The organism is Arthrobacter sp. S2(2024), assembly GCF_036662515.1.
Classification (GTDB): Bacteria; Actinomycetota; Actinomycetes; order Actinomycetales; family Micrococcaceae; genus Arthrobacter.
This window is the reverse complement of record NZ_JAYKZI010000025.1, coordinates 18,455-31,478: the sequence shown is the minus strand read 5'-3', so window position 1 is coordinate 31,478 and position 13,024 is coordinate 18,455. Positions and strand designations below refer to the sequence as shown.

The window sequence follows — 13,024 nt, the reverse complement described above, 5'->3', positions numbered from 1 at the left end:
CGGCGCCAAGATGGTCACCGCGGTGGCGACCGCACGGGTCCCGAAGTTGACCGTGGTGGTCGGCGGTTCCTTCGGGGCGGGCAACTACTCGATGTGCGGGCGGGCCTATTCGCCGCGTTTCCTGTGGATGTGGCCGGCCTCCGGATCTCGGTGATGGGCGGAAACCAGGCCTCCAGCGTGCTGGCCACGGTCAAGCGTGACCAGTACGAGGCCCGCGGAGAGGAATGGTCCGCCGAGGAGGAGGAAGCCTTCAAGGCCCCGATCAGGGCCCAGTACGAGGACCAGGGCAGCCCCTATTACTCCACCGCCCGCCTCTGGGATGACGGTGTGATCGATCCCGCGGATACCCACACCGTTTTGGGGCTGGCGCTCGACGTCGTCTCCCGCACCCCGCTGCCGGAGACCTCCTTCGGCCTTTTCCGGATGTGAGCCAGCAATGACTACTCCTTCACCAACCACTATCTCCCAGGCCGCTACCTCCCGGGGCGGGAAACCCCTGTTCGGCACCGTCCTGGTGGCCAACCGCGGGGAGATCGCCTGCCGTGTGATCCGGACGCTGCGCGCCTTGGGCATGCGCTCGGTGGCCGTCTATTCCGACGCCGACGCCGACGCCGACGCCCGGCACGTGCGCGAAGCTGACATCGCCGTGCGGATCGGCCCGGCGGCCGCCGCCGAGAGCTACCTCAAGATCGAAGCGATCATCCAGGCCTGCCGCGAGACCGGCGCCGAGGCCGTCCACCCGGGCTACGGGTTCCTGAGCGAGAATGTCGACTTCGCCCGTGCCCTGGAGGCGGCCGGCATCACCTTCATCGGCCCCGGCGTCGAGTCCCTGAACGTTATGGGTGACAAGATCCGCTCCAAGAACCACGTGGCCGGCTACGGGGTACCGGTGGTGCCGGGCATCGCCGAAGCGGGCATGACTGACGCGCAGTTGATCGGGGCCGCGGACGCCGTCGGATTCCCACTGCTCATCAAACCTTCGGCGGGCGGCGGCGGCAAGGGCATGCACATCGTGGAACGGGCCGCAGACCTGCCCGCCACTTTGGAAACCGCCCGCCGCGTCGCCGCCAGTGCCTTTGGCGATGACACGCTGTTCCTGGAGCGGCTGGTCCGCATGCCCAGACACATCGAGGTCCAGGTCCTGGCCGACCACCACGGCAACGTGATCCATCTGGGGGAGCGTGAGTGCTCGCTGCAGCGCCGCCACCAGAAAGTCATCGAGGAAGCGCCGTCGCCGTTGCTGGAGTCATTGAACGACGGCGGTGCCATCAGGGCGCGGATCGGTGAGGCTGCCTGCCAGGCAGCCCGGAGCGTCCACTACAGCGGGGCCGGAACTGTTGAGTTCCTGGTCTCGGACGAGGCTCCGGACGAGTTTTTCTTTATGGAGATGAACACGCGACTCCAGGTGGAGCACCCGGTCACGGAAATGGTTACTGGCGTGGACCTGGTCGAGTGGCAGGTCCGGATCGCCGCCGGTGAGGAACTGACTGTCCGGCAGGCCGACGTTGAACTTAACGGGCACGCCGTCGAAGCGCGCGTCTACGCGGAAATCCCGGAGCGGAACTTTATGCCGTCCACCGGGACCGTGCTCCTGCTCGACGAGATGTCCCATCACGGAGCCGGGAGGATCCGTGTGGACTCGGCCCTGCTGGAGGGCCTGGAGATCTCGTCCAGCTACGATCCCATGATTTCCAAGGTCATCGCCTGGGGCCCGGACCGCACCGTTGCCCTGGACACCCTGGACGCGGCGCTCGCCGGCTATACCGCACTTGGCATCGACACGAATGTTGAGTACCTGCGGCTGCTGATCAACGACCCCGACGTCCGCGCCGGGCACCTCGACACCGGCCTGATCGAACGCAAGATGCCGGATCTCACCTTCCGCCAGATCGCCGAACCCGAACTGATTGCCGCCGCGCTGTACATATGGGGCCTTATACCGAGGCAACCCGAACTTCAACGTGGCGGAGAGAGGGCGTGGAGCGAGAACGACGGCTGGAGATTGGGCCGACGGGCGCCATGGCGGGTGTTTCTCAGGACCTCCGCAGGCGTATTGGTCTCAGTTCATATCACTGGTACCACGGCCTCCACCACTTCTCACGTGCGCGTTAACGGCGGCTCTGCACGAACGGCGTCCTTGGGAGCCCTGAGAGATGCCAAGATGCAGCTGACTCTGGATGGTGACTCCCATGTCTATTCGATGGTTCCAGGAACTGAGCCCCGCGAGCCCCAAGGGACCCTATCGGACAATACCGGTTCCGCAAAGACTCACCTGGTAGACCCGGCGGAACTCTTCCTTGGGCGCGACGGGTGGGGGTGCCGACTGGAGATTCTCACCCGGGAATCACGTCTGGGATACGTGCTCGCTGCCATCGGGCGCGAGGAAGGAACGGCCGATCCGCAGGTTCGGGCGCCGATGCCCGGAACAGTGGTGTCGGTAGCCGTCAGCAGCGGAACGACAGTCACAAAGGGGCAGCTGCTGCTGTCGGTCGAAGCGATGAAGATGGAGCACCAACTGGTGGCCAGTTTAGATGGCACCGTCCACATCACTGCACGCACAGGTGACCTGGTCAAAGTCGATGAAGTGCTCGCAACAATTCATCCTAGCGATGCCGTTCGGGCCGACGACTTATCCACCCAATCTGCCGCCGCAGCAGGCATGGCAGAGCCGACCCATTAATCAAAAGGAGCAACACTATGGCTGGTTTTGAACTCAGCGAGGAATACCAGGACCTCAGCGACACCGTCCGGGACTTCGCAGACAACGTGGTTGCCCCGGTATCCGCCAAACACGACGAGGAACACAGCTTCCCCTATGAAGTCGTGTCGCAGATGGCGAACATGGGCCTGTTCGGGCTGCCCTTCCCGGAAGAACACGGCGGGATGGGCGGGGACTACTTTGCCCTGGCACTCGCCCTCGAACAGCTGGGCCGCGTGGACCAGTCCGTGGCCATCACGCTGGAGGCAGGGGTCTCCCTCGGCGCGATGCCGGTCTACCGGTTCGGCACCGAGGCGCAGAAGGAGGAGTGGCTCCCGCTACTGGCCTCAGGCAAGGCGCTCGCCAGCTTCGGACTGACGGAGCCGGAAGCCGGCTCGGACGCCGGCGGGACCAAGTCGCACGCCCATCGTCAGAACGGCGACTGGGTGATCAACGGCAACAAGGAATTCATCACCAACTCCGGCACCGACATCACCCGCCTGGTCACGGTCACCGCCGTGACGGGCCAAAAGGAACGCAAGGACGGCAGCCTCAAGAAGGAGATCTCCACCATCCTGGTGCCCACCAACACGCCCGGGTTCACAGCTGAGAAGGCCTACAACAAGGTGGGCTGGAACGCCTCGGACACTCACCCGCTGACGCTCAAGGACGTCCGTGTCCCGGAGGAGAACCTGCTCGGCGAAGAGGGACGGGGTTACGCGAATTTCCTCTCCATCCTCGACGAGGGCCGGATCGCCATCGCCGCCCTGGCCACCGGCGCCGCGCAGGGCTGTGTGGACCTGTCGGTGAAATACGCCAAGGAACGCAGCGCGTTCGGCCACCATATCGGCAAGTACCAGGCCATCTCGTTCAAGATCGCCCGCATGCAGGCCAGGGCGCACACGGGCCGCCTGGCCTACTACGACGCCGCGGCCCGGATGCTCGCCGGCAAGCCGTTCAAGACCCAGGCCGCCATCGCTAAGATGATCGCAGGCGAGGCGGCCATGGACAACGCCCGGGATGCCACCCAGGTATTCGGCGGCTATGGCTTCATCAACGAATTCACCGTGGCACGCCACTACCGCGACTCCAAGATCCTTGAAGTCGGTGAGGGCACCACGGAGGTCCAGCTGATGCTGATCGCCCGCGAACTCGGTTTATAGCCGAGGTGAAGACATCAATGGGTGAAAAGATTCTTGAGGCTGCAGATTTGCACTCCGACAGCGACCGCATAATTGAACAGCGTGGATTGTACTTCGAGGAGCTTAAAGAAGGCGTGGTCTATGCGCACCGGCCTGGGCGGACAGTTACGGAGGCCGACAACGTGCTGTTCACTTGACCATGAACACTCAAGCCCTTCATCTGGATTCGGCATGGAGCGCAGGACAGCAGTTTGGTCAGCGATTGGTGAATTCAATGTTTACGCTGGCCACTGTTGTAGGTCAGTCAGTTCCTCAGCTGACGCAAGGCACTATCGTCGCCCAGCTCGGTCTGACTGATGTTTCGTTTCCCCACCCGCTGTACCACGGAGATACGCTCTACACCGAGACGATTATCAGCCAAAAGCGGCTCTCTTCCTCCCGGCCCGGTCAGGGGATTGTGTCTATGCGGCATGTGGGACGTAACCAGGACGGGGTGATAGTTGCGGTGGCTGTGAGGAGCTGCCTGATGTGGGCTAGAGAAGCCCATGTCGCCCAGTAGGGTGTTTAGCTCCATGGCTACTGGGAGATTTGTGGACTGGGGCCGGCTGTGCTCTTCTGCCCCGCTGACCGCCCGGAGCGCTATCAAAAGCAGCGGAACGCGCCGACGCCGTAATTCTGGATCTTGAGGACGCCGTTGCGCCAGAGGATAAGGAGTTCGCCCGACGCAATATCGTGGCTCAGATGGAAACAACTGGGTTCGCCTTGGATCCACACTGGACCACTGTCCGAATTAATCCTGCCGGGACCTAAGAGTTCATTTTGGACCTCCAGTGACTGTTTCGGGCGCCGTTCCGTACCTTGATGCTGGCTAAGACTGAGCAGGTTTCGCAGGTTCGGGCTGGAAGGATATGACGTCGTTGCCCTTTGCGAGACAGCTGCGGGCATCGTTAACGCATCCCGCATTGCGGCTGAGCCAAATGTCGTGGCTCTCATGTGGGGTGCGGAAGATCTCGTGGCGTCGATGGGTGGAACATCAAGCAGGACTGATGATCCAAGCCAAGTGCAGACCGTCTGCGCCGCCTACGCACCCACCATAGAGGACGCTGCAGCTGCGTCCGAGCTCCTAATGGCAGCAGCAAACGCAACTAATGGCGTTTTCAGCTTTCGGCAAGATGATTGACGGGCCAATCCTGAAGCATGCCTTAGCAATGCTCCGCAGGGCGCACGTCAGTCAGTAGGTAGGCAAGGAACTCGTTGAGGGAAAGGGGGGGCAGCCGGTGACCTGATGGCCGCATAGTCGGTGCGCGATTGGCTCCCCTTGCCTCATAAGGAAGGGACACGTGGCTGGCTCCACCCCTCCAGCACATTTAGACAATCGGCGCGATGCCCATCCGGCCATCTTCTTGAGCCAGAGTGACCGGGTGCCGAAAATGTCCGCCCTCGACCTAGCGCGTAACTGAGCCGGTAAGTGAGGCTACAGGGCCCAGAAACAGTGGCTTGGTGAGGAACCAGGCGGCAACCATAACGAGGAGAGAAGCCGCGAAAATCCAGAATCCGACCCAGTTGTCTTCATTGCTTGACGCGTACATGTGGTTTAGGTTGCGCAATGCCCCGGTTGCCAGTACAAGGGCAACGTGAACGATCACGAACCCGACGAAATAGATCATTACTGGAAAGTGGAGGGCCCGAGCGAACTCGATGGGATACATCCTATTTAGCTTGCTGCTTTGTTTCGGCCATAGGGCGGACATCCGGAGTCCAGTGACAAATGCCATGGGGGCCGCAATGAAGACAATGACGAAGTACGACATTAACTGCAAAGCGTTGTAGTTCACCCAGCCGTCGTCTGTTGGCCAGTCAAGAGCCAGGTACTGTAGCCCTGCCGAGAGGGCGTTGGGGACGATATCCCAAGTTGTGGGGACGATTCGCTGCCAGTGCCCGGTTGAGAACAGCAAAATGACGAAGATGATGCCGTTCAGAATCCAGAGCGCGTCGAGACTAAGGTGAAGCCACAGGTAAAGGCTGATCTTGGTGGGCGCCTTCTTGGTCCGAATAAGGCCTCTATTGTTTCGGGTCCAGTGCCCTTTCGGGCGGGTGTCGGTCCGTATTTGCCAGCCAGTCCTGATGATCAGCACCAAAAAAAAGACGTTGAGAAAATGCTGCCACCCGATCCACGCAGGAAAGCCTACGGCGGAACCTGTTGGAGCCTGCGAGTGCCCAGGGAACTCACGCAGGAACAGCGCCGTACCGGCCAGTCCTGTGAACCACTTCGCAGCAAGGACGACGGCAAGAAGCAGCAGCAGAATCGATGCTGCGACCATAGCCAGCCGTGCCCATCTTACCTTCGACGTTCGCTGCCTTTTCGCTTTGGTTGACATTGGCCTAGCTGCTCTCTTGTGAAAAGTTGAGGATCATGGTGGGCGTCAGCAGATGGACCCGCGGCCCATCGTGGCCGGATGGGTCTCATGCTGAGCGCGATTCGATGGCCTGAATTAGCTGCGGTACGACGGTGAAGACGTCCCCAACAATTCCGAAGTCGGCCACATCGAAAATGGGTGCACTCTCATCGGAGTTGATGGCCACTATTGTTTTGGCCATTTGCATGCCGGCTCGGTGTTGGATAGCGCCTGAGATTCCTAAAGCGACGTAAAGTTGCGGGGTTACGGTGACCCCGGTCTGTCCTACCTGGGAGCTCTGGTGAACGTAGCCTGCATCTACTGCGGCGCGGGAAGCTCCGACCGCTGCGTTCAGCACGTCGGCGAGTTCTTCAACGAGGGCGAAGTTCTGCTTGGAACCCATCCCACGACCGCCGGATACGACCTTGTCAGCTGTGCGGAGATCGGGACGGGACGAAGTGACGACTGATGTGGATCCTTCGATTACTCCGGCTGTCCTCACGTCAACGGTCAACGGACCTACGGTCATTTCGGCGATGGCTGCAGGTGCCCTGGTTTCCACAGCACCGGGCCTCACAGTGACAACGGGCAACCCGCCCTTAGCGGTGGATTCCACAGCATAGGAGCCGCCAAAGACCGAATGAGTGGCCACCATCCGTTCGCCCTCCCAACGAACACCGACAGCGTCAGCAAGGAGCGCCCCATCCGCGCGCGCGGCCAGTCGTGCAGCTATTTCCCGTCCATCCACTGAGGTAGAGGCGAGCACGGCCGAAGGCCTGAATTCGTCGACGGCCTGCCAAAGAGCTTCAATCTGGGGTGTCAAGAGCAGCGTCGGTTCCAGCTCGCTCTCGCCGGCAAATATGTGTTGCGCTCCGAATGCTCCCAGCTGGGAGACGACGCCAGTCTCAAGGTGGGCCGTGGCGAGAACCGCAATCGGCGTGCCTAGTGTGGAAGCTAGCCCGAGCAGTTCCCGGGCGCTGCCGGCGATTGTCCCTGCCGGTGAAACTTCAACAAGTATCAATACGTTTGACATTTTCAATCCTCCTTAGAGCAGCCGGCTTGTGGCCAGGAACTCGGCAAGCTGAACTCCGGCAGTACCGTCGTCCACGATCTTCTTTCCAGCCTCACGCTTCGGACGGGCAACAGCGGTTAAGACGACCGACCGTCCTGCGGCTGAGCGAGCTGCGTAATCCAGGTCCAGGTCCTCCAAGGACAGCGTTGTGACAGGTTTTCGCTTCGCAGTCAATATGCCTTTGAAATTGGGAAAGCGTGCCTCAGGTGAACGCTCAGTAACCGTTACGATCGCCGGCAGCGTGGCGCGAACCTTGAGTGTGCCGGATTCCACTTCCCGCTCGCCAGCCACGGAAACGCCGCTGATCTCCACCGAACTAATGGAACCGAGAAGAGGAAGGGAAAGGTACTCAGCTACCATGGCTGGCACCGTCCCGGTTCGTCCGTCTGTCGATTCGTTTCCGGCCAGGACAAGATCAAATTCCGCCGCTTTCAAGGCGGCGGAAAGGACTTTCGCTGTCCAAACAGCGTCGGCGCCCGAAAGATCATCGTCCAGCACATGAACGGCGGAGTCGGCCCCCATGGACAAGGCCTTACGCAGGGCTTTGATAGCGCCTTTAGGCCCCATGGAGAAAGCGACCACCTCAGTTCCTTTGTGGGAATCCTTGTGAAGGAGAGCCACTTCCAACCCCCGTTCGTTGATTTCATCGACGACGCCCTCGGTCGAGATTCTGTCGAGAAGGCCGGTGGCAGGATCAAGATCTTTGTCATCCGACGTGTCTGGCACTTGTTTTATTAGAACGACGATCTTCATGAACAACTCCTTCGGGCCTGTCAAGGCGGTGTTGGCAAAAAAGTTTTGGGAACCTTCGAGGGGACGTGAGGCGGCATGTCCGGTACGGCGGCCTAACGGCTGGACTTTGATCCTCCGAGGTGTCCGCAATGCTAGTAACTCGCATTTGAGTGGGCAACAGTCGGCAATGCAACCGGTCACGGTGTGCGAAATTCGGTGTTCTATGATGTCCGATTTGGGCACCATGCTGAGCCGTGCTTGCGATTGTCGACCAGGACGGCGGCGATCGCCAGACCTGGAAAGGTCCCCACTCTGCAATAAAACCCCGAACGTACCCCAGCTGGTCGTTTCAGGTGCACATAATACTGCAGACAGTAATACTGGTCATTCGTCAAGCAAAACGACTGTTTCTGACTTGCCGTAGGCAAGTCTCCGAACTCGGGGCGTGGGGATCGTGGCGTTTTTTGCCTGGAATTTTGGCATCGTTAGATGTCAATCCTTCGACGAGTATCGTCAGCAACGGAGAGCCCTCGGCTCCCGGGCCAGGTGAAGTTTCTTTGGCGTGACGAAGACGAACGACGACTCCTCAAACTCGTCGATGAAGTAGTCGGGCTCGAAGGCCCTGGCCTCATAGTCGTCCGCACCGGACTCCCGGGAGAAATGGACGAGCGGCAGCGCCGCCTCTGCGGCGAGCGAATGTTCTACGATTTGCAACAAAACGGCGTGCAGAATGCGGTATTCGAATCCAAGACCGGCAGACCCGACTGTGCATCATCGGCCCAGTTGACGGTCATCCTATTCCTGCGTTATTCCCCCAAGGGTGGCCGCAGCTCCGGAACAGCGCTGATAACCACGAACAAAATCGACGACGTGCCGGAATTCATCGCAACACGTCATGCCTTGGGACGGATCTGGATCTATGACCCGACGGCATCTACCAGACCGCGGACCGTCCGGATATCATCTCACGCCGATGTTTTAGGTGGAGGAGACCGTCAAGGAGATAGAACTGGCCTCGATCATCATCACCGCGGCTAAGAAGAGAACCCGCGGCGGTGACGGCAAAGAAGACGTTCACTCTGGCCCGGCGGGCGAAACGTGCCTGGCGCGGGCATGGCTCACAGCTGACTCTAGAGTGATGCCCTCTCGTCGGTCCTCGAGCGTAGGGCCCAAGGGCGAGCTCGTCCTGATCAAGAGATATTGGAGGACTCCGGTCATGAATCGCCTGCAGCTGATGTGTTCGGTTTCAGCGAGTGCCGAGACCGGCCAGTGGCGCCCGCTGGTCGCCGTTACACCACTGGATGGAGGCTCCTTCACCTTGGAGGGGCACCTGTCGACTCAACTCATCTCAGTCTCGTGAGATTGAGCCTAGTCTTGTTTTAGTACAGCTGCCTGACGGTACAACAGGCTACAGGTCAACCTCCAGCGTCACTCCAAAGGGAACGCTGCTGGACAGGGAAGCCGTGTAGTGATCGGCCCGATGCCTTGTAACCAGAATTCCGTGCGTCTTTGTGGCCATCGCGAGTTGCTGAAGGTACCCGTGGACCGCTTCGAGCTGCTCTTCAAGGGCGATTCGGTTGGAGGCTGTTCTTCCGATGCATTCGGTTGTGGAAGACATCGCGATCCTCTCATTCTGTTTCGGAAGCGGGACATGATCTGGTAACTCAGGGGGACAGGCCTTGCGAAGGCAATTAGGGAGACACGATTCGTGCGGAAGCGAGCTGGGAATTGACATTCCATGGTAATTGGCCTGACCTGCGACTACTGAAATTTCCACCCAATTCCCAGCCCCAACGGGAAGGTTCACGGTTCGCAAACCTTCCGAGGAAGCCCTCACTCTCTCCACGAGGGTGCGCGTTAGCGCGCCGTGAGCTGCCCTACGGCGGAACGATCACTGGTTCTTCATGCGTGTGCTCATATAGCCCAGCGCAACAGAGTTGCCCGCTCCCCTCGTGAAATGCCAGTCGCGATGTCAGATCGGGCCTTCAAAAAATCTCTCTGCCGCCCTCAGAGATGTCTCGGGGTCTGCACTTCTGCTTCTTTGCCAGGCTTGATCCGGCCCTCTAGGTACCAGACGTAGGCGGGGAGGGTGAGGAAGGAGGGGAAGTCCTTGCTGAGGGTGACTTCCTCGAAGATGTCGCGGGAGTCTTCGAGGCGGTCGCCGTCGAAGCGTTCCAACTTGTCGAATTCGTCATCCAGAAGGTCTTCTACCCACTCGCGGGTCACAATCTCTCCCTCATCGGTGATGGCGGACGCGAACATCCATTGCCAGATCTGGGACCGGGAGATTTCCGCGGTGGCGGCGTCCTCCATCAGGTCGTGGATGGCGACGGCGCCGTTCCCGCGGAGCCAGGACTCGATGTAGCGGATCCCTACCTCGATGTTGTTCCGGATGCCCTGCTCGGTGATGGTGCCTTCGGTGGCGGCCACGTTGATCAGGACGCGGTCATCGGGGATGACGTCCTCGCGGGTGTGGTCCAGCTGGTTGGGACGCTCGCCAAGGATGGTGTCGAACACTTCGCGGCAGACGGGCACGAGGTCCGGGTGGGCCACCCAGGAGCCGGCGAAGCCGTCGTTGGCTTCGCGGGTCTTATCCGCACGGACTTTCTCGAAGGCGTTGGTGTTCGCGGCTTCGTCCTTGCGGTTGGGAACGGCTGCGGCCATGCCGCCGATCGCCATGGCGCCGCGCCGGTGGCACGCCCGGACCAGTTGCTCGGTGTAGGCGCGCATGAAGGGCTGGGTCATGGTCACCTGGGCGCGGTCCGGCAGGACGAACCGGGGGCCGCGGGTGCGGAAGTTCTTGATCAGGGAGAAGATGTAGTCCCAGCGGCCGGCGTTCAGGCCGGAGGCGTGGCCGCGCAGTTCGTAGAGGATCTCCTCCATTTCGAACGCCGCAGTGATGGTTTCGATCAGCACGGTGGCGCGGATGGTGCCCTGCGGGATGCCGAGGAGGTCCTGGGCGAGGATGAAGATGTCGTTCCAGAGCCGGGCTTCGAGGTGGTTTTCGATCTTGGGCAGGTAGAAGTACGGGCCCTTGCCCTGGGCCAGGAGGCGGCGGGCGTTGTGGAAGAAGAACAGACCGAAGTCCACGATGCCGCCGGCCACCGGGGCGCCGTCGCTAGTCATGTGCTTCTCGGGCAGGTACCAGCCGCGGGGGCGCACCACGATGGTGGGCAGTTCCCCGGCCGGGCGGAGCTTGTATTCCTTGCCTTCGGGGCTCGTGTAGTCGATGCGTCGTTCCAGCGCATCGGTGAGGTTCAGCTGCCCCTTGATGACGTTCCGCCACGTGGGGGTGGAGGAGTCCTCCATATCAGCGAGCCACACCTTCGCGCCGGAGTTCAGCGCGTTGATGGTCATCTTCCGGTCCACGGGCCCGGTGATCTCCATGGGGGTCCTCCAGGCCAGGGCCCGGCGGAGCAACGCGCCACGACGGGTCGTCACGGATCTGGGCGGTTTCAGGCAGGAACCTGGGGTCCTGGCCGCTGCGAATCGCGGCTCGCCGGGTCTGCCGGGTTTTCAGGAGCTCCTGCCGACGTTCCTCAGTCTTCCAGTGCAAAGTCGAGATGAATTCCAGCGCCTCCGGAGTGAGGATTTCGTTCTGCCGTCGAACGGCGTGAGCCGTCAGGGTTATCCCGTTGATCGTGAAGTTGTCAGTAAAGCTGTTCATTGATGTTCTCCTGGTGCAAGGTTCAACTGAAAGAGCAGCAGAGGGCGTGTAATCCCACGTGCTGCTTTCCAGCTGGGAAGATTCTTAGTGGAATTCTCCTAGGCGCGCATGATTGGCAACTTAGAACTCACGCTCTTCGTCCAGGTCAGAAACGAAGCATGGTCATTGACCAATTCCTTCATGGAATTCACGGTGAGTCCCTCTAACGCAAGGTTCCGGGCACTGCGACCAGTTGCACGGAAGTCACGCCCAAGAGTGGCACTGGCCAAGGCTACGAACGCATCGCATATCGGTACCGGCACGTCCGCGATTTCGGCCAGAGCCAGCAGAGGCACTGCACCTGACAGTGTGTCTTCCCATAGGAAGCGGTGATTAAGGCTGTCCGGTGCGCGAATTCCGGAATACATCGCACATCCACGGATTGACTCGTACAGACTTCCCTGAGGAGCGCCGACCACTTGTGTGAGGTATTCGGATAGTGATGTAGGTTCGTAGCCGAACGCTCGAGCTACGGCTATACGTTCATCATCCAGTTGGCCAACGACCGATGCAATGCCTGGAGTCACCCCTTCGGCGTAGTAAAGGAAATCTGAACCTGGGTGTTCAATCCTGCCCGCGTTGAGAAGCATTGGAACAATGTGCAGTGCTGGCGCCACATTGCTCAGCCCGGATATCAGCACGTCCTCGACCGCCACGAACGGGAACTCGGGAAGAAGACCTGCCATGAAGTCTGCCTGTCCGCTTGGAAGACTTGCGATTTCTACGCGATCCTTCATTGCGCCGATGTGAACGCTAGCCGGGCCGATCACGTTGCTACCAAAGACGGTGGTCGATGTTTCGCCTAGCATCAGGTCATCTTTGTAGCCGGCTGACACGAGACTGTGCCACATGCCGATGGATCCGAGCGTTCCGGGGGACGTCAGGATGAGAATCTGTGAGCTCAGGAGGTGCGGTGCCAACTGCAAAGCGATATCTGGATAGGCGTCGGCTGTGGTGTTGACCAAAATAACGTCTGCGCCGGAGATCGCATCTGCCATTTCTGTCGTGACGTACCGGACGGGCGCGAATCCTTCAATTGTTCCCTGGACGCTGATGCCGCCGCGTTCAATGATGGGCTTTAGCCACTGGTTCACTTCGCCGTCATCGTCACGGTTCCAGAGGTTCACGTGGTATCCACTTAGCCCAAGGAAGCCCGCGATCGCTTGTCCGCTGCTGCCAGCACCTATGACGGCGACAGTGGCCACCTTTGTTCTAGCCATTCATATTTCCCTTCTCTGGTGAACCGTGAGCACGACGAGGAACCATAGAGACCTCGGC

General features: G+C 60.4%; 8 protein-coding genes and 4 pseudogenes. 5 read left to right on the top strand and 7 right to left on the bottom strand.

Annotated elements, in window-relative coordinates:
* The 5 genes and pseudogenes from VLA65_RS21675 to VLA65_RS21655 all read left to right on the top strand — a co-directional run.
* Positions 1-429 (top strand): annotated as a pseudogene (locus tag VLA65_RS21675) (carboxyl transferase domain-containing protein); the annotation flags it as partial.
* Between the two features lie 7 nt (positions 430-436).
* Positions 437-2,680 carry an acetyl/propionyl/methylcrotonyl-CoA carboxylase subunit alpha gene (locus VLA65_RS21670; RefSeq protein WP_332603710.1) on the top strand — a complete coding sequence of 748 codons (2,244 nt, stop codon included), beginning with the start codon at positions 437-439 and terminating at the stop codon, positions 2,678-2,680.
* A gap of 17 nt (positions 2,681-2,697) precedes the next feature.
* Positions 2,698-3,861, top strand: coding sequence for an acyl-CoA dehydrogenase family protein (locus tag VLA65_RS21665; RefSeq protein ID WP_332603709.1), 1,164 nt, complete (start codon positions 2,698-2,700; stop codon positions 3,859-3,861).
* A gap of 17 nt (positions 3,862-3,878) precedes the next feature.
* Positions 3,879-4,399, top strand: a pseudogene (locus VLA65_RS21660) (MaoC family dehydratase).
* A gap of 36 nt (positions 4,400-4,435) precedes the next feature.
* A pseudogene (locus VLA65_RS21655) lies at positions 4,436-5,078 on the top strand (HpcH/HpaI aldolase/citrate lyase family protein).
* Between the two features lie 207 nt (positions 5,079-5,285).
* On the opposite strand, the gene VLA65_RS21650 reads toward VLA65_RS21655, so the two are convergent.
* The 7 genes and pseudogenes from VLA65_RS21650 to VLA65_RS21620 form a co-directional block, all read right to left on the bottom strand.
* Positions 5,286-6,218: a cytochrome b/b6 domain-containing protein gene (locus tag VLA65_RS21650; RefSeq protein WP_332603708.1), complete on the bottom strand. Its 933-nt coding sequence runs from the start codon at positions 6,216-6,218 to the stop codon at positions 5,286-5,288.
* A gap of 85 nt (positions 6,219-6,303) precedes the next feature.
* Positions 6,304-7,269 (bottom strand): electron transfer flavoprotein subunit alpha/FixB family protein, encoded by a 966-nt coding sequence (locus VLA65_RS21645; protein ID WP_332603707.1) that lies wholly within the window; start codon positions 7,267-7,269, stop codon positions 6,304-6,306.
* A gap of 12 nt (positions 7,270-7,281) precedes the next feature.
* A complete protein-coding gene (locus VLA65_RS21640; protein WP_332603706.1) occupies positions 7,282-8,061 on the bottom strand; it encodes an electron transfer flavoprotein subunit beta/FixA family protein in 780 nt (259 codons plus the stop codon).
* 492 nt (positions 8,062-8,553) lie between these two features.
* Positions 8,554-8,754, bottom strand: a complete 201-nt coding sequence (locus VLA65_RS21635; RefSeq protein ID WP_332603705.1) for a hypothetical protein — start codon at positions 8,752-8,754, stop codon at positions 8,554-8,556.
* Between the two features lie 694 nt (positions 8,755-9,448).
* Positions 9,449-9,658: a hypothetical protein gene (locus VLA65_RS21630; protein ID WP_332603704.1), complete on the bottom strand. Its 210-nt coding sequence runs from the start codon at positions 9,656-9,658 to the stop codon at positions 9,449-9,451.
* Between the two features lie 389 nt (positions 9,659-10,047).
* A pseudogene (gene aceB, locus VLA65_RS21625) lies at positions 10,048-11,707 on the bottom strand (malate synthase A).
* A 98-nt stretch (positions 11,708-11,805) separates the two neighbouring features.
* The gene (locus VLA65_RS21620) at positions 11,806-12,966 is read right to left on the bottom strand and encodes an NAD/NADP octopine/nopaline dehydrogenase family protein (RefSeq protein ID WP_332603703.1); all 1,161 of its coding nucleotides are present in this window, start codon (positions 12,964-12,966) and stop codon (positions 11,806-11,808) included.
* Positions 12,967-13,024: the final 58 nt, after the last annotated feature.

Bases quoted from the DNA above. Each gene is read 5' to 3' on its own strand.
- VLA65_RS21645 (WP_332603707.1), bottom strand. From the start codon at position 7,269: ATGTCAAACGTATTGATACTTGTTGAAGTTTCACCGGCAGGGACAATC.
- VLA65_RS21650 (WP_332603708.1), bottom strand. From the start codon at position 6,218: ATGTCAACCAAAGCGAAAAGGCAGCGAACGTCGAAGGTAAGATGGGCA.
- VLA65_RS21670 (WP_332603710.1), top strand. From the start codon at position 437: ATGACTACTCCTTCACCAACCACTATCTCCCAGGCCGCTACCTCCCGG.
- VLA65_RS21620 (WP_332603703.1), bottom strand. From the start codon at position 12,966: ATGGCTAGAACAAAGGTGGCCACTGTCGCCGTCATAGGTGCTGGCAGC.
- VLA65_RS21630 (WP_332603704.1), bottom strand. From the start codon at position 9,658: ATGTCTTCCACAACCGAATGCATCGGAAGAACAGCCTCCAACCGAATC.
- VLA65_RS21640 (WP_332603706.1), bottom strand. From the start codon at position 8,061: ATGAAGATCGTCGTTCTAATAAAACAAGTGCCAGACACGTCGGATGAC.
- VLA65_RS21665 (WP_332603709.1), top strand. From the start codon at position 2,698: ATGGCTGGTTTTGAACTCAGCGAGGAATACCAGGACCTCAGCGACACC.